This is a genomic window from Pseudoalteromonas sp. KJ63-1 (assembly GCF_055808145.1).
On sequence record NZ_CM147855.1, the window covers coordinates 354,098 to 374,631 of the forward strand.

The window sequence follows — 20,534 nt, forward strand, 5'->3', positions numbered from 1 at the left end:
TTTTATGGAAGAAAGTAGTGTAGTAAATCAAATTTCCCCTATTCAGATAGGCGGTGTGAATGTTTTACCATTTGAATCAATGGAGCATGTCTTAACAACCATCTTTTCAGATGATGGCCTTATAAAGCCAGGTATGGCTGTTGCTGTAAATCCAGAAAAAGTACTTAAGGCTATTGATGATAGTGAAACAAAAAAAATTATTAATGAAGCGCAATTTCCATATGCAGATGGCATTGGCGTTGTAAAAGCTTTACAACAAAAAAAGGTAAAAAACTGTGTCGTATAGCAGGTTGTGAGTTATGGCTTGAGGTATTAAAGCGCTCATCTCAGTTTAACTCTAGAGTTTTGTTAGTTGGTGCAAAACCTGAAGTGGTTGAAAAAACGAATGCTTACCTGACTACTAATGGAGTAAATGTAGTAGGTTATATGAGTGGATACTTTAAAAACACACAAGAAGTATTCGATTTGGCTAGTTCGGTTAAGCCAGATATTGTTATTGCTGCTTTGGGTTCACCCAAACAAGAAAAACTAATAAAAATGCTGATGCTAGAATACCCAAATGCTTTTTTTATGGGTGTAGGCGGAAGCTTTGACGTACTGACTGGTAATGTTAATAGGGCCCCTAAAGGTTGGCAAAAGCTAAATTTAGAATGGCTATATAGAATGCTCAAAGAGCCGAGAAGAATATTTAGACAAGCCAAGTTGCTTAAGTTCCTACAATTGTATTTGTTGAAGAAGCTCTAAATGAAAGTGCTTGTTTTATCTAACATGTCTTTTAAACAGTCTGCTCCTATGCAAGGCGTTTTTGTTGATAACCAAGTTGATAGGTTGAACAAAAAAGACTTAGATTTAGATTATTGTAAAATGAAATGGAATACAGATAGCTTTTTGTGTAGGGCTTTAAAGTATCCTGTTTTTCTAATGCAGTTTATTTTTCAGTGTGTTTTTCGTTTTAAATGTTATGACGTGATTCACGTTCATTATTACTTTCCTACTATTATACTTGCCGCCGTTTATAAGTTTTTGCGTAATCGCGATGTTAAAATAATTGTTACTTGCCATGGGAGTGATATTTATTTATATGATCCTCCTCGTTATTTATATCGAACATTATCTAACGTGGTTAACCATTGGATTTTCACCTCTGAACAATTACATGAAAAGTTTTACCGCCCAGTAAGCTCTTATTCAATACTATGTGCAGGCTACAACGATAATATTTTTTATAATAAAAATAAGCAATTAACAAAGAAGTATGATTTTCTGCAGGTTTGTAGTTTAGATAAAAATAAAGGAATAGATCGCTTTCTATCTTTAGTTGCAATGATGCCTGAGCAGCAGTTTGCATTAGTTGGTGAAGGGCCTATGAAACAGGAGGTGCTCGCCGCCCAAGCGCAATTTTCAAACTTAAACTATTTTGGAAAACAAAAGCCTGAAAAGTTAGTCGATATCATTCATCAAACCAAATTCATACTTTCTTTATCAAGAAATGAATCGTTTGGGTTAACCCTTAGTGAGGCTCAAGCCTGCGGTGTACCAGCAGTTGCAACCTCTACAGATGGATCAAAAGCCCAAATTGATGATGCTAGTCGTTGCATTGAACAAAAGAATATCTCAGAAGAGCAGCTCTTAGCTAACCTTAAGGATTCAATGACCTTTAACTTAGGGCTATCACCAAAACAGTATGATTATTTAAGTATTACTGTTAGCAAAACAGCTGAATCATTTTCTTTGACACGTGTTATTGAGCAAATTGTTACTACTTACAACGCTGTATTTAAAGGTAACTTATGATTGAAGAGACCCTTAGTGTTGGTATTTATATGCCAACCAAAAACCGCGTTGAGCTATTAAAAAAAGCGGTCAGTTCTGTACTGTCGCAAACATACCCTAATTTTAAGTTACTTATTATTGATGATGGTTCGAGTGATGGAACACATGAATATTTAAAGACAATTTCAGATCCTAGAGTCTCATTTATTCGAAACGAAATTTCAGAAAAAGCATGTAAAGCACGAAATAAAGCCATTGAAGCACTTGATACAGATTTAGTAACAGGGCTTGATGATGATGACGTGTTTTTACCTGAGCGTTTAGAGTGTTTGGTAAAAGCTTATGACCCTAAGTACTCTTTTGTTTGTAGTGGTTATTTTTGGGATTATGGAGCCCATAAAAAATCTTTATTTAATAAAGAAAAGGTGATCTCTTTGTCTGCTGCACTCGATCTTAATCAGTGCTCAAATCAGATTTTAGTTAGTCGTGAACGTGTGCTTGAGGTGGGAGGATTTGACCCTGACCTGCCTGCACTGCAAGATCATGACTTATGGGTTCGGTTAATCGCTAAATATGGTGATGCCTATAGAATAGGTAAAGAGCTATATATAGTTAATGATGATCAAGAACTTGAAAGAATCTCTTCAGTTAATAATAAGCTGCGTGCAATTGACCTGTTTGAAGCTAAGCATAAAAAAATAATGAGTGTGCGAAATAAGGAAAACTTTGCTTTTTATCGTAAAAAGATAATGGGTGAAAAAGTGTCTTTTATGGAGCTACTTAGCTCAAGTAAGCATGGTTTATTTACCATTAAGGCAAGGCATACCTTAGCACAATCATTATCAAAATTAGCTAAATACCGCTTGGACTACATGCACAATAAGAAAGTTGATCAACCACTGGTTAATTGGTTATTGAGTGCACTTGTTCCTTTGTTGGCTACCGGTGGACCAGGGGCATCTCGCGTTATTCTATTATCATCCTGTATTTACTTTTTAGGTGCTATGGATACAGCCTCGTTTGGTAGTGATTTTTTTATCTTAATGCTGCTAAATACGATGTTTAGCCAAAGCTATGGCTTTTTTATTTTAAAGCAAGACTATAGAGATTCTTTTACGGGTATATCTAAACAATCACTAAGTGGACTGATTTGTGGGTTATGTATTCTAAGTGGTTTATTTTTGATGGGTGTTATAACTAACCTGATTTACTGCGTACCACTGTTTGTAGTGCTGCATTTTTATTACCTTTTTAGGTTTAATCGTGTTGCAAAACAAGGGTTTTTTCTGCTTGCTATGGCTGAGTGCTTAATATCTATTATTTGCTTAGTGGCACCTGTTCTTATAAGTAGTTATTCAGGTGTTAAGTTTGATGCACCCTACATTATTTATTTAGTCGCTCTTTTATCAGGTTTGTTTTTTATTGCTCTTTTTGATTGGCAAAACTTAAACACAAAAGCAACGAAAAAAATCCCAAATAAAAAGGTGTTTAATATTGCAATATCAACCACTGCCAGCGTTTTTGCTTTATTTTGCTTTCCATATACAGCAAAACTAATTTTTGAACCTGAGGTTGCGTCATATGTGGCTTTAACTATTTCATGTTTTTCTATAGCTATGCTAATTCCAAGGACTCAAGCTAATAAAAACATGCCCTTATTGGGAAGCCATAAGCTTTCTCTGGATAATATAGTCATAGTAAATAATAAATATTGCAAGTTGATTTTAGTAAGCTGCTTAGCTAGTTCAGTTATCTCTTTCATGTATCTTTATATTTTGGGTGCCCCCAAGTTGACAGCATTTATGGCATCAATTGCAATTACATCTATTTTTATATCTTCACAGTATGGCTTTATTTTTCTAACGTCTTTAAGCTTGCGTGGAAAAGAAGATATTGTTGCTAAGCTCAACCTGCTAGTATTGGGCGCAACGCTGATAGCAATTAGTTTATTGGTATTTAAAGTTGTAAATTTAAACTCAATTGCCTATTTGCTGCCATTTATTTGTATTGTATTCGCTTATAGAAATATCAAAGCAAAACAAGCTGTGGCACAATTCATACCATAGGTGTATTAAATAATGATTAAGAGTAGTGTGAAATGACGGATGTTAAAGTTAATGTAGTAAAAGCTGAATATAATGATTTTTTTGAAATTGTTATAGGTTCAATCTTAAAGTATAAAATTTTTAACATATTGTTTGTTTTATCAATTGCTATTTTTAGTGTTTTTTTCGCACTTTCGATACCAAACCAATATCGCAGTGAATCTTTACTAACCTCTACAGAGTCATCTGGTGGAGGCGTTGCTGGTATGCTCGGTCAATTGAGTGGTGTTGCTTCATTAGCTGGTATTAGCTTAGGCGGAGGTGATGAAAAAGCGGTTTTTCATTTAGAAGAAAAATTAAAGTCTAGGGATTTTTTAATCCCATTTTTGAAAAAGCATAATATCAAGATTCCTCTATTTGCTGCAGAAGATTGGACACAAAGTTCTAATACGCTTGTTTATGATAGTTCCATATATGATTTTAATAATAATAAATGGCTTCGAGATGTAGATTATCCTCAGTTACCTGAGCCGACAAATGAAGAAGCATATAAGAAGTTTAGAGAAATATTTAAGGTAAGTTTCGATAGAAAAAAAGCGGTATTTAAGCTGTCTGTCGACTTTTATAGTCCTGAAATTGCAAAGCAATGGCTATCTTTACTCATTGAAGAGTTTAATGAATACGAAAGAGAGCTTCAATTATTAGAAGTAAATAATAATCTAGAGTTTTTAAATGGGTACTTGCAACAAGCAGAATATACGGAAGTAAGAGCTTCTTTGTATGATTTAATAGAAGATCAATTAAAAAAGATGATGGTATCAAAAACCAAAAAAGACTTTGCATTAAATGTTATTCAAGCACCTTATATACCAGAAGAAAAGCAAAGCCCTAAACGAGCTCTCATATGTTTAGGAATAACATTTTTAGGTGTGTGTATTGCATTACTAATTTCTATTATTAGGTTTGTGAATGCCAGGAATAAATAATGCAGTTTGAAATAGCAATAGTTTTTGTTGTCAGCGTTTCTCTGCTTCTTTTATCTTTAAAGCTTTCAAATAATAGGGTAGGCTTTTACCTCTTAGTAAGTTGCTTTATATATTTAACGAACTTTTCTTGGATCCCATTGAACTTAGCAGCTGGCTACTTTTTAGGCTACGAGATGTTGCCTGATGATATATTAACTGAGGGGTTGTGGTGGAGTACGTTTTTCTATAGCACATTTGTGATTCTTGGTTATTTTGGAGTTAGAAAAATATCGTCTGTGCCTCTCACTATATATGACGATAAATCTCGACAGGTATTGATTACATCTAGTTTAGCTTTTTTCTTATTTCAATTTTTGGGTATGTTTTTTTAAATGGAATGAGTTTTAGTGCCGGTAATTATGGGCATAGGTTATCTTCTAGCGCAGGTAACGGTATTTTCATGATTTTCTTCTTTCTATTTATTCCTGCCGCAATGTTAATTTTAATGGATAGAAAAAACTTGAAAGGTCTCTTTTTAGCCTTGTCGGTGAGTGTGGTTGGAGGGATGTTAGTTTATTTTACGTTAGGTGGTTCTAGGAATATTTTAGCTGCAGGTATAATAGGTGTAATAATTATTGGGCAAAGGCTAAGTTTAGTCTCTTTAAAAAGCATTTTCTTTGCGGCTCTTTTACTTATTGGGTTTATTAATTATTTAGCGTTTGTTAGATATGGGCAAGGCATGAGTGACGATGTTATTGAACTCGGATTCAGATACCTAATTGACAGTCTTTCGCCTTATGATTCATTTAATAAAATATTAGAATACTTTGAAAGTGGTGATGAGTATTACAAAGGCTTTGATTATGTTATGGCGCAATTTAACCCTCTTATCCCTAGAGCTTTTTGGCCAGAGAAACCAGTTATTCCATTAACAAATGCATTATTTTTTACAGAGTCGATTCTTGGAATCCACAGAGGCACTTACATTATTTCACCTACTCTTCTTGGTGGTGTTTATATAATGGGCGGCGGATTGGGAATATTTATTGGATGCCTAGTTGTGGTATTTATAACCTGCGCTCTTGAGAGGATGATGTTTAGTGATAAACCATTTTTAGTGCTTTTTTCATATACAATTTTACCCTTCTCGTTTTTTATGGTGCGAGAATCTATTGAGTTATTTTTTAACAAGGCAATCCTAATTTTTTGTACATTTTTGTTTATTTGGCTAGCTTCAATGATGATTCTGTTCATATTTGAACGTATGTCACAAGCCAATAAGCTTGATAAGTTAACCAGAGTTATTTCGGAGTAATAATGGAGTTTAAAAAAGTATCAGTAGTAGGCCTTGGCTATATAGGTTTGCCAACAGCTGCGGTCATCGCTTCTCGCGGTATTAAAGTGGTTGGTGTTGATGTGAGCCAACACGCTGTAGATACGATAAATGCAGGTAATGTACATATTGTTGAGCCCGATCTCGATATGGTTGTTCGCAGTGCAGTTCAGGCTGGAAACTTAAAAGCAACGACGAAAGCTGAGAAAGCTGATGCGTTCATGGTGGCAGTACCTACTCCTTTTAAAGAAAATTACGAAGCCGATTTAAGCTATATAGAGTCTGCCGCGAAAGCAATTGCGCCTGTACTTGAAAAGGGAAACCTAGTTATATTGGAATCAACTTCTCCTGTAGGTGCTACTGAAGAGCTTGCAAATTGGTTAGCAGAGTCACGACCAGATTTAACATTTCCACAAACACATGGCAGTGAAGCTGACATAAACGTAGCACATTGCCCAGAGCGCGTTTTACCTGGTCATGTTCTACGTGAATTAGTTGAAAATGATCGCGTTATTGGCGGTATGTCTGAGGCATGCTCAAAAAAAGCGGTTGCTTTATATAAAACTTTTGTTAAAGGTGAATGTTTACTTACAAATGCGCGTACAGCTGAAATGGCTAAGCTAACTGAAAACTCGTTTCGTGATGTCAACATTGCTTTTGCTAATGAACTTTCGATGATTTGCGATAAATTAAGCATTGATGTGTGGGAGCTTATTAAACTGGCTAACCGCCACCCACGTGTTAATATTTTAAATCCAGGCCCAGGTGTAGGTGGTCACTGTATTGCAGTTGATCCTTGGTTTATTGTAAGTTCAGCGCCAGATACAGCTAAACTGATACGCCAAGCTCGTGAAGTGAATGATAGTAAGCCTCACTATGTTTTACAACAAATACTCGATGCTGCTGATCAGTTTAAAAAGCCTGTAATTGCTTGTATGGGGATTGCGTTTAAAGCAGATATTGACGATTTACGTGAAAGCCCAGCACTTGATATAACAAAAATGTTAGCGCAAAAAAGCGATGCAGAAGTTCTGGTTGTAGAACCAAATATCACTAAGCTACCTGAGTCTTTATCTAAACTGGGCGTTGAATTAGTGACTTCAGAAGAAGCTTTAGAACGCTGTAATACGCTGGCCGTATTAGTTGACCATAAAGAATTTAAAAATATTGCACCTGAGCAAATTGCTAAAAAAGTAGTTGTTGATAGCCGCGGTATTTTTTAAACCCAATATTAGTTTTTAAAGCCTGCCAATATGGTGGGCTTTTGTATATGGATACATAAATGAAAGTTTTAACAGTATTTGGTACTCGCCCTGAAGCGATTAAAATGGCTCCTCTTGTATTAGCTTTGAAAAATACCCCTGAGATAGAAGCTAAAGTATGTGTAACAGCACAGCACCGTGAAATGCTTGATCAAGTGTTAGCCCTTTTTGAAATAAAACCTGATTACGATTTGAATATAATGAAATCAGGTCAGGATTTATACGATATTACCAGTAAGATACTATTAGGCTTACGCGATGTATTAGAAGAATTTAAGCCTGACTGGGTTTTAGTTCATGGTGATACTACAACGACGTTTGCGGCATCAATGGCGGCCTTTTATAAGCAAATTAAAGTAGGACATGTTGAAGCTGGTTTAAGAACAGGCGATTTGTATAGCCCATGGCCAGAAGAAGCAAATCGTACCTTAACCGGCGTAATTACCGCTAAGCATTTTGCGCCTACTCAGGCTTCAGCTGATAATTTGTTGCGTGAACATGTATCTAAATCAGACATCGTTATAACTGGAAATACGGTTATAGATGCTTTACTACAAATTAAAAATACCGTACTACCAATGCAAAGTACGCAAAAAATGATGACTGAAAAGTTTGCTGATATTATTCCCAAGCCGTATGTATTAATAACAGGGCATCGACGCGAAAGCTTTGGTGGTGGTTTTGAGCGCATTTGTGAATCTATTTCGCAATTAGCAGTTAAATATCCAAATTTTAATTTTGTTTATCCGGTGCACTTAAATCCTAATGTACAGGAGCCAGTAAATAGGTTACTTGCTGATAAACCAAATGTAATGCTTATTGAACCGCAAGATTACTTACCATTTGTATTTTTAATGGATCGTTCATATTTAATTTTAACCGACTCTGGCGGAGTGCAGGAAGAGGCGCCAAGCTTAGGTAAACCTGTACTTGTAATGCGTGATACAACAGAACGCCCTGAAGCAGTAGCAGCAGGTACGGTTAAACTTGTTGGTACCAATGTCGATAAAATAGTTAGTTCAGTTAGCGAATTAATAGATGCTGACATAGTGTATAAAGCTATGAGTAAAGCGCATAATCCGTACGGTGATGGTTTAGCTTGTGAGCGTATTATTAAAGGCTTACTAGAATAAGCCTTTTTTGTAGACTTAATGAAACGATTAACTCTATTACTAAAAATGGACTAATATGGATGTTAACGGGGTTATTATCCCTTGTGTGCTCATTTATTTTATATTCTCCTAAAGGAAGCCTATGAAAATTGTTGTTGTAGGTACTGGGTTTGTTGGATTGTCAAACGCCATGTTATTAGCCCAAAATAACGAAGTGGTTGGTTTAGATATTGATGAATGTAAAATTAAATTGTTAAACAACAAGTCTTCTACCGTTTTGGATCCATTAATAAGCGAATACTTACTTCGCAATGATATTAACTTTATTGCTACCTCTGACAAAGTACGTGCATACAATAATGCCGGTTTTATTATTGTTGCAACTCCTACTGATTATGATAGTGATACAAATAATTTTGATACTAGCTCTGTAGAAAGAGTAATTGAAGAAGCATTAGAAATAAACCCTGATGCAACGATAGTTATTAAATCTACCGTTCCGGTTGGCTTTACTTCATCTATATCAAAACGCTTGAATACACAAAATATTATCTTTTCACCTGAATTTTTACGTGAAGGTAAAGCGCTTTACGATAATTTGTATCCGTCACGTATTGTAGTGGGTGAGCAAAGCGAGCGAGCAGCAACTTTTGCAGGTTTACTTAAGCAAGGCGCTATAAAGCAAGACGTTGAGGTGTTATTTACCGACTCAACAGAAGCTGAAGCAATAAAGCTTTTTTCTAACACGTACTTAGCTATGCGAGTGGCATATTTTAATGAGCTTGATAGTTATGCTGAAGCACATGGATTAAGTAGTAAGCAAATTATTCAAGGGGTTGGTTTAGACCCACGCATAGGTAACCATTACAATAACCCTTCATTTGGTTATGGTGGCTACTGCCTACCTAAAGATACCAAACAGTTATTAGCAAATTACAAAGATGTTCCTAATAACATTATAGGTGCCATTGTAGATGCGAATCGAACACGAAAAGATTTTATCGCGGAATCAATTATTAATCGTAAACCTAAGGTTATCGGTGTTTATCGGTTAGTTATGAAGTCGGGTTCGGATAACTTTAGAGCCTCTGCCATTCAAGGTATTATGAAGCGCATCAAAGCAAAAGGAATTGAAGTTGTTGTTTTTGAGCCAGTACTTGAAGCTGATGAATTTTATCATTCTCGGGTAATCAAAGATTTAAATGAATTTAAGCAGCTTTCAGATGTTATTTTATCAAACCGTATGGTTGATGAACTGGCTGATATTGCTGATAAAGTTTATACGCGTGATTTATTTGGTAGTGATTAAAATATCGTTTAAGGCTTAAGTATACGAGTTACGGGCGACGAGGAACGGGTTAAGTTTGACTGGTGTAGCTGCGATTTTATTTCGCGTCTGGTTAAAGACAAAGGTTCTAGATATAAGGTAGAGATTAAGCCAAGCACGGTGTTTGGGTTAGACGTAGGCGGGGCTTTATGCCGCGCAAATGTAGCAGCGACTTTATGTCGCGTCTGTTAGTGATTTTATTTACCACAGAGGGTAAAGAGAACACAGAGGAAGAGGTAAAAATAACCTGTAGGCGGGGCTTTATGCCGCGCAGGTTTGGTTTGTGTTCATGGACGATGGGCCTAAAACCTAATAACGACGCGGGGTGAACCCGCTGCTACAGGCGTAAAAAACCTTGCGATGTTAACCGCAAGGTTTTTAAATACCTCGAATCTCGAATCTCGAACCTCGAACCTCGAACCTCGAACCTAACACCTGTCTCCTCACTTCCCAATCTCAACCTTTACATCATCACCCAGTACTTCCCTATACTTTGTAGCGAGTGCATTTTTAGCGTCATCATCGCCGTGGACTATTTTTATATGGCGGGGCTTTTTGCGCATACCGGTTACAAATTTAATTAAACCAGTTTGATCGGCGTGGGCGCTGTAGCCGCTTATTGTGTGTATTTTGGCGTTAATATTAATGCGGGTATTATTTATAAATACATAGCCATTTTTTGGGCCATAGGTTTGTATGTCACGACCTAAAGTCCCTCTGCCTTGGTAACCTACAAAAAGTACGTCGGTGGTTTTGTCGGTTAAAAATCGCTCTAGGTAGTTAACTATTCGTCCGCCGGTGCACATACCGCTTGCAGCTAGAATAATTGCAGGTGTTTGGCGGGTGGCTAAGTAATTTATTAAAGCTAAGTGCTCGCTATGGGTATTTATTGTAGTGAGGTTTTCAAAGTCGAGAGGGTGGCGGCCTTTGGCTACTTTTTGTTTTGCTTCTTCATCCCATAAATATTTAAATTTTCGATACTGCTGAGTAAAGTTAGCCGCCATGGGAGAGTCGAGTATTACTTGTATTGTGCGCCAAGGTGAGTTTTTAGTTGAGGCATGAATTAGCTGTTCAAGTTCGTATAACAGCTCTTGTGTACGGCCTATACTAAATGCAGGCACAAGCACGATACCATTGTCGGCAACTGCGCGCTCAATCACAGCTTTTAAGGTTTGCGTACGTTGCTTTCGTCCTTGATGGTTTTTATCACCATAGGTTGACTCAATAACTAAAGTATCTGCTTTATAGGGGGCTTTAGGTGCGGGTAGTAAAGGCGTATAGGGTGCCCCTAAATCACCTGAAAAAACCACTCTGTGAATATTGTTAGCTTTGTGGGGAGGTATGCCTATGTCTATTTCTACATAAGCGGAGCCTAAAATGTGCCCAGCCCGCTGTAGTCGGGCTTTAGATGTGTGTTCACCGCTACACGGAAGATCGAACCAAGTTTTAAAATCAACGGCTACAACTTGCTGTTTAAGTAACCTTAGGCAGGTGTCTATTACTTTTTGATCGCGCGTGACGCCCACTTTTAATGCATCTTCAATCACTAGTGGCAGTAAACTGGCCGATGCAATAGAGGTAAATATGGGTCCTTTAAAGCCAGCCATTAATAAGTAGGGGATTCGGCCAACATGATCAATATGGCAATGGGTGACGATCAACGCGCGAACTGTATCTATATTAAATTCAATATTAAGATCATCAACAGAATCTTCACCTTGAAATAGTCCGCAGTCAATTAGAAAAGAGCTTTGATCGTTTATTATCAGCTGGTGGCATGAGCCTGTTACGCCATTTACCGCTCCGTGGTGAAGTATTTGCATTTTATGTCCTTATGTTTTGGCTGCGGGCTGCGGGCTGCGGGCCACGGGTTACGGCTCGAACCTCGAAGCCCGAGCCTAGCACTTAGAGCCTAACGCCTTTATTTTATAGGTAAATATAGCAGGCAATTAATAGTTTGGAATTTGAGCGGGTTACCATAGCGAAAGTGCGCGAGGTAAACTCCCGCCTACGGGTAGGGTTAATATAGAGTTTTATTGTAGGCGGAGCTTTATGCTGCACAGGTTGTTTGAAATGTTGTGAAATTGCGCGGGGTAAGCTCCCGCCTTCGGGTAGGATTAATATAGAGTTTTATTGTAGGCAGGGCTTTATGCCGCGCAGGCTTTTTGAAATGTTGTGAAAGTGCGCGAGGTAAACTCCCGCCTACAGGCATAAAAAAACCTTGCGATGTTAACCGCAAGGTTTTTAAATACCTCGAACCTCGAACCTCGAACCTCGAACCTCGAACCTCGAATCTAGCCCTTAAAAGCGTCTTGTAGTGGTGGCACTACTTGCTTTTTACGGCTTAATACGCCGTCTAGCCATACTTTACCGTCTTCTGGTTTTTCACCATAAGCTTGCTCAACTAGGCTAGCATCGTCTGATGCAATTAGCATTTGTGAGCCTTCTTTCATAATGTCGGTCAGAAGTAAAAATACTGAATGACGACCGCCTTCTTCTTTAAGCTTCGCGATGTCGGCTTCAAGGTCGGCTTTAATCTCGTCAAATACCGCAAGGTCAATAACTTCTAACTGACCAATACCAACAAGGTTACCGTTCATGTTAAAGTCTTTAAAGTCACGCATTACTAAGTCACGTACTGGCGTATCTTCAACGGCTGATTTAACGCGGAACATGTCCATGCCTAGTTCTTTGAAGTCTTCAATGCCTGCAATTTCTGCTAGTGCTTCAACACATTTAATATCGGCAGTAGTACAGGTTGGTGACTTAAAAATAACCGTGTCGCTTAAAATAGCGCAAAGCATAATGCCAGCAATATCTTTAGGGATCTCAACGTTGTAGAAGTCATACATCATTTTAATAATGGTGTTAGAACAACCAACAGGGCGGATCCAACACTCAAGCGGTGTCGATGAGGTTAAATCACCTAGTTTATGGTGATCAACCACGCCTACTACGCGAGCCTGATCAATATCGTCAGGTGCTTGCGTTTTTTCTGTGTGGTCTACAATATAAACGTCTTCGCCAGCGTAGCTAAGTTTTAGCTCAGGTGCTTCAAAACCGAATTTATCTAAAATAAATTGTGTTTCAGGTGACACTTCACCTAGGCGAGTTGGGATTGCTGGTTCATCAATTTGGTTTTTTAAATAAGCCAGTGCAATTGCACCACATATTGAATCTGAATCTGGGATTTTATGGCCCACTACATACATTGACATGACTAAACTCCTTAAAATTTGCCGATATTCTAGCAAAGTCTTTGGGTTTTAACATATAGACAGTGTAATTAAGTTTTGGTTACACTTTAAATCGATATTTTTAATTGGAAGACCCACATGCAACTCGGCCGCAAAGGTTGGAACAATGTTATTATTTTTTCGATGTTGATTATGATCTTCTTTTTAAATGGACTGCATAAAAACATAGGGAATGATGAAACACAGGCGCAATTACAGCCACTACTTCCTGTGCAAAGTTTTGTATTAACGCTTAAACTTATCGACCAAAAAATTGAGCGTATTGGCACTAGTTGGCGTACTACTGCTTTGCAAAAAAATGTACCGCTTAGTTGGCAAGGCTCAGAGCAGCAACTTAGTGATCTAGTTTATTTATGGCAAAATACCGCGCTGATGACGACTACCACACCTGATGCGCTTGATATGAATAAGCCACTATCGGTAGCCACGCTTGAACTCGCCGGTGAGCCCCTACCTTGGGTGTACTTACTATTTGAGGCGAATGGTCAGCATTATTTATTCGATAAAACCAGTCAGCGGCTATTGTTGCTCGATTTAACCACTGCAAAACAATTATTTCCAAGTTTTACCTTTTCATAAGTGAGTTTTATAAATGCCTGAATTACCAGAAGTAGAAGTTAGCCGTATGGGCATTACCCCCCATGTGCTAAACCAAGTTGTGACTAAGGTAAATATTCATAATGCTAGTATGCGCTGGCCTGTGCCAGATGAGGTGTATCAACTTGAGGGGTTGGTGGTTAGCAGTATTGAACGCCGTGCAAAATACTTATTGTTAGAGTGCGAGTTAGGCTCAGCTATATTGCATTTAGGTATGTCGGGGAACTTGCGGGTTGTGAACGCCAATGAGCCACTTAAAAAGCATGACCATGTTGAGTTTGTTTTAGCTAATAATAAGGCGCTGCGTTTAAACGATCCACGTCGCTTTGGTTGCTGTTTATGGCAAGCCCCCAATGAAGAGCATAAGTTACTTGCTAAATTAGGCCCCGAGCCACTCACCGATGACTTTTTTGCTAAACGTGTTTATGAGCAATCTCGCAATAAAAAAGTGCCTGTTAAACAGTTTGTTATGAATAACGCCGTGGTGGTGGGGGTTGGTAATATTTACGCTAACGAATCATTATTTAAAGCGGGTATCGATCCGCGAAAAGAAGCCGGTAAAGTAAGCCTTAAACGCTACCAAGCGTTAATCCCAATTATAAAAGACACCCTAGCCGAAGCAATTACTCAAGGCGGCACAACGTTGAAAGACTTTGCCCAAAGTGACGGTAAGCCAGGCTACTTTGCGCAACAGCTATTAGTGTATGGCCGAAAAGGCCAGCCTTGTGTAAATTGCGAGAGCGAACTAACCGAAATTCGCCTAGGCCAACGCAGCACCGTTTTTTGTGAGGTGTGTCAGAAGTAATAAAGGTTAAAGTTCACGGGCAACGGGCAACGGGCAAAGGGCCTAACACCTTGAGCCAAATACTGACGCGGGGTGAACCCGCTGCTACAGGTATAAAAAACCTTGCGATGTTAACCGCAAGGTTTTTAAATACCCCGAACCCTCGATCCCAAACTTTTCTTGCGGAAAAAACAACCGGCCGGTAGCAATGTAGTTTAAGTGCTGGTATACTCCCGCGTCTGCCACGTTGCGTTCTATGTCCTCATATAGTTTAGCCACTTGTGAGCGGCGAAAAAGTCTAAAACTCGAAGGGGTTGTAGCATACTTAGAGCGGTAGTTAATAATAACTACCTGTGGTTTTAATTGAAAAACATTGGATTTTTATAAATGAAAACGTTTGTTGCTAAACCAGAAACAGTAAAACGTGACTGGTACGTAGTTGACGCTGAAGATAAAACTTTAGGTCGCATCGCTACTGAAATCGCTCATCGCCTACGCGGTAAGCACAAAGCTGAGTACACACCACACGTAGATACTGGTGATTACATCATCGTTATCAACGCTGAGAAAGTTACTGTTACTGGTAACAAATTCAAAGATAAAGTGTACTACGCTCACTCTGGTTTCCCAGGTGGTCTTAAGTCTACTACTTTTGATAAACTTCAAGCTGCAAAGCCTGAAATGATCATCGAAAAAGCTGTTAAAGGCATGTTGCCACGTGGTCCTTTAGGCCGCGCTATGTTCCGCAAACTTAAAGTTTACGCGGGTACTGAGCATAACCATGCTGCACAACAGCCTCAGGTTCTAGACATTTAAGGAGCACTATCATGGCAAATCAATACTACGGTACAGGTCGTCGTAAAAGTTCAAGTGCTCGCGTATTCTTACGCCCAGGCACTGGTAACATCGTAATCAACAAGCGCTCTTTAGAAGAGTACTTTGGTCGCGAAACAGCACGCATGGTTGTTCGTCAAGCTCTTGAGCTTGTAGACATGACTGAAAAATTTGACCTTCACATCACCGTTGCCGGTGGTGGTACTACTGGTCAAGCTGGTGCTATCCGTCACGGTATCACTCGTGCACTTATGGAGTTTGACGAGTCACTACGTCCACAACTTCGTAAAGCAGGTTTCGTTACTCGTGATGCACGTAAAGTTGAACGTAAGAAAGTGGGTCTTAAGAAAGCGCGTAAGCGTCCACAGTTCTCAAAACGTTAATTTTTACGTTATCAAGAATTCAAAAACCCAGCTTATGCTGGGTTTTTTGTTTTTAGATAATGAGTTTCGGGTAACGGGCTACGAGAACCGAGCTGCGAAAGAGATTAAGTTCCGTGCGTTAAATTATATGTTTACTATAATTTATGATGAAAGCGGGATTAAGGCTAAGGAGTGGTTGTGAGGTATGAAAGTTTAGATGTATGGAAAAAGTCTTTCTCATTAAGTTTGTTTGTATATCAAACCTTTGCTGCTTTGAGGGATTTTGGCTTAAAAGATCAAATGTGTCGAAGCGCAGTTTCAGTGCCTAGCAATATTGCAGAGGGTTATGAGCATTACTCTGATAAAGAAAGAGCTTACTTTCTTTCTGTAGCTAAAGGGTCTGTCGGTGAATTAAAAACTCAGCTAATGATTGCTTTTGAGTTAGGTCATATTAATTATGAACAAACAGAATACGCTTTAGATGAGTGTGAAAGTATTGGGAAAATGCTTGGTAAATTAATCTCAATGATTAAAAATGTACGATAACCCCGAACCCCGAACCCCGAACCCCGAACCCCGAACCCCGAACCCCGAACCCCGAACCCCGAACCCCGAACCCCGAACGTTTACGACTAATGTCGACATTAGCTTGATCAAAACCGGCAAAGCATGCGTATTTATTGAACGAAAGCTTAAAAATGACCGACTAACGCAAAAAAAGTTAAATAATTATCGCAATTAGTTTAAATCCATCAGTTAATTGGTGAATTTTTTTGCTACAATTGGCGGGCAAATAAAGTGAATGAGTTTAATGTCGCCAAATTCAGTTGTTACTGTACTTAGTTGGTGAGATTGTACTTGTTTACAAATTGTTTTTACGGAAGCGATACTATAGTCATTTGGTTTCATACTCGAGCTTACTTAATCAACTATTTGAGCAAGTCAGGTTTATTCGAGCAGGAGGCTGTGAATAACCTTGTTTTAAACAAGGGTTTTAATTATGATCGTTTCTCTTTTAAAATTCGAAAAATTAACCTGCTGTAACTGATGTTCTCAATATAGCAAGTGTTGAGAATCATAGTGGAGATAAGTGGATGAGCAATGCGCCTGTAGACAATGGCCGACGTCGCTTTTTAACCATAGCTACCTCTGTTGTTGGTGGTGTTGGTGCGGCTGGGGCTGCTGTTCCTTTTATTGCGTCTTGGAATCCAAGTGAGCGAGCTAAATCTGCGGGTGCGCCTGTAGAAGTAGATATCAGCAAACTTGAGCCAGGACAATTAATACGTGTCGAGTGGCGTGGTAAACCTGTATGGGTTGTATCACGGACCCCAAAAATGCTTGAGCAGATGAAAGAACATGAAGGTCAACTTCGTGATCCGCAATCGCAAGAGCCACAACAATTAGAATCATCAACCAATGATTTCCGTTCATTACGCCCAGAGATTTTTGTCGCTGTAGGTATTTGTACGCATTTGGGTTGTTCACCTAGCTTTTTACAAGGTGGCTTTGGTGAGAAAGTGGAAGGGACTGATGACGGTTTTTACTGTCCATGTCACGGTTCTAAGTTTGATATGGCTGGCCGTGTATTCCAATCGGTACCTGCACCATTAAATTTAGAAATTCCACCATATACTTTTCTTGATGAGACCACTATTTTAGTGGGCGAAGAACAAGGGGTGGCCTAATGTTTGGTAAAATTGTTGAGTGGATAGACGACCGTATCCCAATGACACGTGTTTGGAACATGCACATTGCACAGTATCCAGCACCAAAAAACTTTAACTTCTGGTACTTCTTCGGCTCTCTAGCTATGTTAGTACTAGTAAACCAAATACTTACAGGTATTTGGTTAACGATGAACTATGTACCATCTGCTGAAGGTGCATTTGCATCAGTAGAATACATCATGCGTGATGTAGAGTACGGTTGGTTATTGCGTTATTTGCATTCAACGGGTGCATCTGCGTTTTTCATCGTTGTTTACATGCACATGTTCCGTGGCATGATCTACGGTTCTTACCAAAAACCACGTGAATTACTGTGGTTATTCGGTATGTTCATTTTCTTAGCCCTAATGGCTGAAGCATTCATGGGTTACTTATTACCATGGGGCCAAATGTCGTTCTGGGGTGCACAGGTAATCATTTCATTATTCGGGGCTATCCCGGTTATTGGTGATGATTTAACACTGTGGATCCGTGGTGACTATGTAATTTCAGGTGCAACGCTTAACCGCTTCTTTGCATTACACGTAATTGCACTGCCATTGGTTATTGTTATCTTAGTATTTTTACACATTGTTGCGCTACACGAAGTGGGTTCTAATAACCCAGACGGTATTGATAACAAACGTAAAAAAGGAACTGTGGCTGAAGAAGACAAGCCTAAATTTAAGTTCCATGAATACTACACTGATAAAAAAGACATTATTGATGCGATTCCGTTCCACCCTTATTACACAGTAAAAGATATTGTGGGCGTGGTTGGTTTCTTAATCTTGTTCTGCTGGGTTGTGTTCTTTATGCCTGCTATGGGTGGTTTCTTCTTAGAAGCGCCAAACTTTGAAGCAGCTAACCCACTTAAAACACCAGAGCATATTTTCCCTGTTTGGTACTTCACGCCATTCTATGCAATCTTACGTGCAATCCCTGACAAACTAATGGGTGTTGCAGCAATGGGTGCATCAATTGTCGTGCTAGCATTATTACCTTGGATTGACCGTGGTTCGGTTCGTTCAGTTCGTTACCGTTGTGGTTTCCACAAATGGAACATTGCAGGTTTTGTTGTTACTTTCGTTCTTTTAGGTTGGGTTGGTGCTACACCACAAACTGATTTTAAAACGATTGTTTCGCAAGTCTGTACTGTGACTTACTTTATGTTCTTCGTACTGTTATTTGTTTACAGTAAGAATGAAAAAACTAAGCCATTGCCTGAGAGGTTAACGAAATGATGAAAAAGCTATTAATAGGTTTATTTGCTTTATCAGTAAACGTGTTACCTGCAATGGCGGCTGGCCCGTCAGTTCCTCTAATGGAAGCGGGTAACGATATATCTGATCAACCTTCTTTGCAGCGTGGCGCAAAGTTGTTCATGAACTACTGTCTTGGTTGTCACCAAATGCAGTATCAACGTTATGAACGTACTTTCCGTGACATTGGTATTCCAACAGAGATTGGTCAAGAGCAACTTATTTTTGATGGTTCAAAAGTGGGTGGTCATATCCTTAACGCTATGGCAAAAGAAGATGCTGCAAAATGGTTTGGTGCGGCTCCGCCGGATCTAACTAATGTTGCGCGTGTGCGTGGCAGTGATTGGATTTATACCTACTTAAAATCGTTTTACAAAGATGAATCTCGTCCGTTTGGCGTAAATAATACGTTATTCCCATCGGTGGGTATGCCACATGTTCTTCAAGAGTTGCAAGGTGTTCCTACTGCAATTACTGAAGAAGTAACAGTAGATGGTAAAACAACCACTCATATTACTGGTACAAAAACAGATGGTACGGGCGAATTAAGTGTAGATGAATATGACCAAGCAGTTCGTGATTTAACGAATTTCCTAGAGTATGTAGGTGAACCTACACGTCTCGAGTCGGAAGCGCTAGGTATTAAGGTAATCGGATTTTTAATTATCCTGTTTATCTTGGCATTTATGCTGAAGAAAGAATACTGGAGAGATGTTCATTAAGTTTGAACATATTTAAAGGTAATTTTGCAATAGGGGCTTAAGCCCCTATTGCTGTTTTAGTTATTTAATGGAGGTAGGCATGGCCGTAGCTGCCAATAAGCGCCCTGTAATGACCCTTTTTTCTGGTGCTAACTGTATGTATAGCCACCAAGTACGCATTGTACTTGCTGAAAAAGGTGTAAGTGTAGATATTCATATGGCTGAAAAGGATAACCTGCCAGAAGCACTTCACGAAATTAACCCTTACGGCACAGTGCCAACACTGATTGACCGTGAGCTTGGTTTATATCAGGCAAACATCATCATGGAATACCTTGATGAACGTTTTCCTCATCCTCCACTAATGCCTGTATATCCGGTCATGCGTGGTCGTAGTCGATTAATGATGCACCGTATTGATACTGATTGGTACAGCCTAGCTGAAAAAATCATTAACAACACTTCTGATGCTGCGCAAGCTCGTAAAGAGCTTACCGAAGCATTGCTTGCAATAGCACCAATCTTTAGTGAAGCGCCTTACTTTATGAGTGAAGAGTTTAGCTTAGTTGATTGCTACTTAGCACCACTATTATGGCGTTTACCAGAGTTTGGTATTGAGCTAAATGGTGTAGGCTCTAAAGAACTTAAAGAGTATATGATTCGTTTATTTGAACGTGAATCATTCCAAGCTTCTTTAACTGAAGCAGAGCGTGAGATCCGTTTATAATGACTTCTAATCGTCCTTATTTACTACGCGCTTTTTTTGATTGGATTGTTGATAACGAATGCACGCCACACTTAGTGGTGAATGCTGACTTTCCTGCAGTGCAAGTGCCAACACAGTTTGTCCAAGATGGCCAAATTGTATTGAACATAAGCCCTTCGGCGGTTACGCAGTTTTCGTTAGATAATACTCAGCTTAGCTTTAACGCACGCTTTGGCGGCCAGCCAATGCAAGTGTACGTGCCTTTAGGGGCTGTACTTGCAATATATGCACGCGAAAATGGCGAAGGCACAGTCTTTACTGCAGATGAGTTTTTAGAGGACGAAGACGATTTTGCTCCAGAGCTTGAAAGTGTCGATTCATCACCTGAGATAGTTGATGAAACGCCAGCTCCCAAGCCTGAAAAGAAAAAAGGCTCACATTTACGTGTTATAAAATAACTAGTAAATGTTAGAAAAAACCGCTTAATGAAGTGACCCCCAATAGTTGG

The 20,534-nt window shown here is 39.0% G+C and carries 22 protein-coding genes; 20 read left to right on the plus strand and 2 right to left on the minus strand.

What is annotated here, in order from left to right; genetic code table 11:
• Positions 1-4 precede the first annotated feature (4 nt).
• From AC0L7Q_RS01650 to AC0L7Q_RS01695, 10 genes are all read left to right on the plus strand, one after another.
• A complete protein-coding gene (locus AC0L7Q_RS01650; protein WP_409424589.1) occupies positions 5-286 on the plus strand; it encodes a hypothetical protein in 282 nt (93 codons plus the stop codon).
• Positions 283-744 (plus strand): WecB/TagA/CpsF family glycosyltransferase, encoded by a 462-nt coding sequence (locus tag AC0L7Q_RS01655; RefSeq protein ID WP_409425545.1) that lies wholly within the window; start codon positions 283-285, stop codon positions 742-744. The genes AC0L7Q_RS01650 and AC0L7Q_RS01655 overlap by 4 nt, the downstream gene beginning before the upstream one ends.
• Positions 745-1,794: a glycosyltransferase family 4 protein gene (locus tag AC0L7Q_RS01660; RefSeq protein ID WP_409424590.1), complete on the plus strand. Its 1,050-nt coding sequence runs from the start codon at positions 745-747 to the stop codon at positions 1,792-1,794. It abuts the gene before it with no gap.
• A 29-nt stretch (positions 1,795-1,823) separates the two neighbouring features.
• Positions 1,824-3,839, plus strand: coding sequence for a glycosyltransferase (locus AC0L7Q_RS01665; protein ID WP_409425546.1), 2,016 nt, complete (start codon positions 1,824-1,826; stop codon positions 3,837-3,839).
• Between the two features lie 32 nt (positions 3,840-3,871).
• Positions 3,872-4,804, plus strand: coding sequence for a GumC domain-containing protein (locus tag AC0L7Q_RS01670; protein ID WP_409424591.1), 933 nt, complete (start codon positions 3,872-3,874; stop codon positions 4,802-4,804).
• Complete coding sequence (locus AC0L7Q_RS01675; RefSeq protein WP_409424592.1) at positions 4,804-5,175, plus strand: hypothetical protein; 372 nt, start codon at positions 4,804-4,806, stop codon at positions 5,173-5,175. The genes AC0L7Q_RS01670 and AC0L7Q_RS01675 overlap by 1 nt, the downstream gene beginning before the upstream one ends.
• A gap of 5 nt (positions 5,176-5,180) precedes the next feature.
• Complete coding sequence (locus tag AC0L7Q_RS01680) at positions 5,181-6,098, plus strand: WzyE family oligosaccharide polymerase (RefSeq protein ID WP_409424593.1); 918 nt, start codon at positions 5,181-5,183, stop codon at positions 6,096-6,098.
• A 2-nt stretch (positions 6,099-6,100) separates the two neighbouring features.
• Positions 6,101-7,339 carry a UDP-N-acetyl-D-mannosamine dehydrogenase gene (wecC, locus tag AC0L7Q_RS01685; RefSeq protein WP_409424594.1) on the plus strand — a complete coding sequence of 413 codons (1,239 nt, stop codon included), beginning with the start codon at positions 6,101-6,103 and terminating at the stop codon, positions 7,337-7,339.
• Positions 7,340-7,398: 59 nt separating this feature from the next.
• Positions 7,399-8,511: a non-hydrolyzing UDP-N-acetylglucosamine 2-epimerase gene (wecB, locus tag AC0L7Q_RS01690; RefSeq protein ID WP_409424595.1), complete on the plus strand. Its 1,113-nt coding sequence runs from the start codon at positions 7,399-7,401 to the stop codon at positions 8,509-8,511.
• A 121-nt stretch (positions 8,512-8,632) separates the two neighbouring features.
• Positions 8,633-9,799 carry a nucleotide sugar dehydrogenase gene (locus AC0L7Q_RS01695; protein ID WP_413401218.1) on the plus strand — a complete coding sequence of 389 codons (1,167 nt, stop codon included), beginning with the start codon at positions 8,633-8,635 and terminating at the stop codon, positions 9,797-9,799.
• 461 nt (positions 9,800-10,260) lie between these two features.
• Here AC0L7Q_RS01695 and AC0L7Q_RS01700 read toward each other — a convergent pair whose 3' ends face one another.
• Together AC0L7Q_RS01700 and AC0L7Q_RS01705 are read right to left on the minus strand one after the other, a co-directional pair.
• On the minus strand, positions 10,261-11,640 hold the full coding sequence (locus AC0L7Q_RS01700) for an MBL fold metallo-hydrolase RNA specificity domain-containing protein (RefSeq protein WP_413401219.1): 1,380 nt from the start codon (positions 11,638-11,640) through the stop codon (positions 10,261-10,263).
• A 471-nt stretch (positions 11,641-12,111) separates the two neighbouring features.
• Positions 12,112-13,035: a manganese-dependent inorganic pyrophosphatase gene (locus AC0L7Q_RS01705; RefSeq protein ID WP_055013427.1), complete on the minus strand. Its 924-nt coding sequence runs from the start codon at positions 13,033-13,035 to the stop codon at positions 12,112-12,114.
• 117 nt (positions 13,036-13,152) lie between these two features.
• On the opposite strand from AC0L7Q_RS01705, the gene AC0L7Q_RS01710 reads away from it, so the two are divergent.
• From AC0L7Q_RS01710 to AC0L7Q_RS01755, 10 genes are all read left to right on the plus strand, one after another.
• Complete coding sequence (locus tag AC0L7Q_RS01710; RefSeq protein WP_413401220.1) at positions 13,153-13,653, plus strand: hypothetical protein; 501 nt, start codon at positions 13,153-13,155, stop codon at positions 13,651-13,653.
• A gap of 13 nt (positions 13,654-13,666) precedes the next feature.
• Positions 13,667-14,476: a bifunctional DNA-formamidopyrimidine glycosylase/DNA-(apurinic or apyrimidinic site) lyase gene (gene mutM / locus AC0L7Q_RS01715; protein ID WP_413401221.1), complete on the plus strand. Its 810-nt coding sequence runs from the start codon at positions 13,667-13,669 to the stop codon at positions 14,474-14,476.
• 366 nt (positions 14,477-14,842) lie between these two features.
• Positions 14,843-15,271: a 50S ribosomal protein L13 gene (gene rplM / locus AC0L7Q_RS01720; RefSeq protein ID WP_008110876.1), complete on the plus strand. Its 429-nt coding sequence runs from the start codon at positions 14,843-14,845 to the stop codon at positions 15,269-15,271.
• 8 nt (positions 15,272-15,279) lie between these two features.
• Entirely contained in the window at positions 15,280-15,672 is a 393-nt protein-coding gene (gene rpsI, locus AC0L7Q_RS01725) for a 30S ribosomal protein S9 (protein ID WP_024600778.1), read from the plus strand.
• A 177-nt stretch (positions 15,673-15,849) separates the two neighbouring features.
• A complete protein-coding gene (locus AC0L7Q_RS01730) occupies positions 15,850-16,197 on the plus strand; it encodes a four helix bundle protein (RefSeq protein WP_413401222.1) in 348 nt (115 codons plus the stop codon).
• Between the two features lie 548 nt (positions 16,198-16,745).
• The gene (gene petA, locus AC0L7Q_RS01735; RefSeq protein WP_010390661.1) at positions 16,746-17,336 is read left to right on the plus strand and encodes a ubiquinol-cytochrome c reductase iron-sulfur subunit; all 591 of its coding nucleotides are present in this window, start codon (positions 16,746-16,748) and stop codon (positions 17,334-17,336) included.
• Positions 17,336-18,601 (plus strand): cytochrome b, encoded by a 1,266-nt coding sequence (locus AC0L7Q_RS01740; RefSeq protein WP_010390662.1) that lies wholly within the window; start codon positions 17,336-17,338, stop codon positions 18,599-18,601. Before petA ends, AC0L7Q_RS01740 begins: the two co-directional genes overlap by 1 nt.
• On the plus strand, positions 18,598-19,341 hold the full coding sequence (locus tag AC0L7Q_RS01745) for a cytochrome c1 (protein WP_109875379.1): 744 nt from the start codon (positions 18,598-18,600) through the stop codon (positions 19,339-19,341). Before AC0L7Q_RS01740 ends, AC0L7Q_RS01745 begins: the two co-directional genes overlap by 4 nt.
• A gap of 79 nt (positions 19,342-19,420) precedes the next feature.
• On the plus strand, positions 19,421-20,047 hold the full coding sequence (gene sspA / locus AC0L7Q_RS01750) for a stringent starvation protein SspA (RefSeq protein WP_413401223.1): 627 nt from the start codon (positions 19,421-19,423) through the stop codon (positions 20,045-20,047).
• Positions 20,047-20,484, plus strand: a complete 438-nt coding sequence (locus AC0L7Q_RS01755) for a ClpXP protease specificity-enhancing factor (protein ID WP_008110860.1) — start codon at positions 20,047-20,049, stop codon at positions 20,482-20,484. The genes sspA and AC0L7Q_RS01755 overlap by 1 nt, the downstream gene beginning before the upstream one ends.
• Positions 20,485-20,534: the final 50 nt, after the last annotated feature.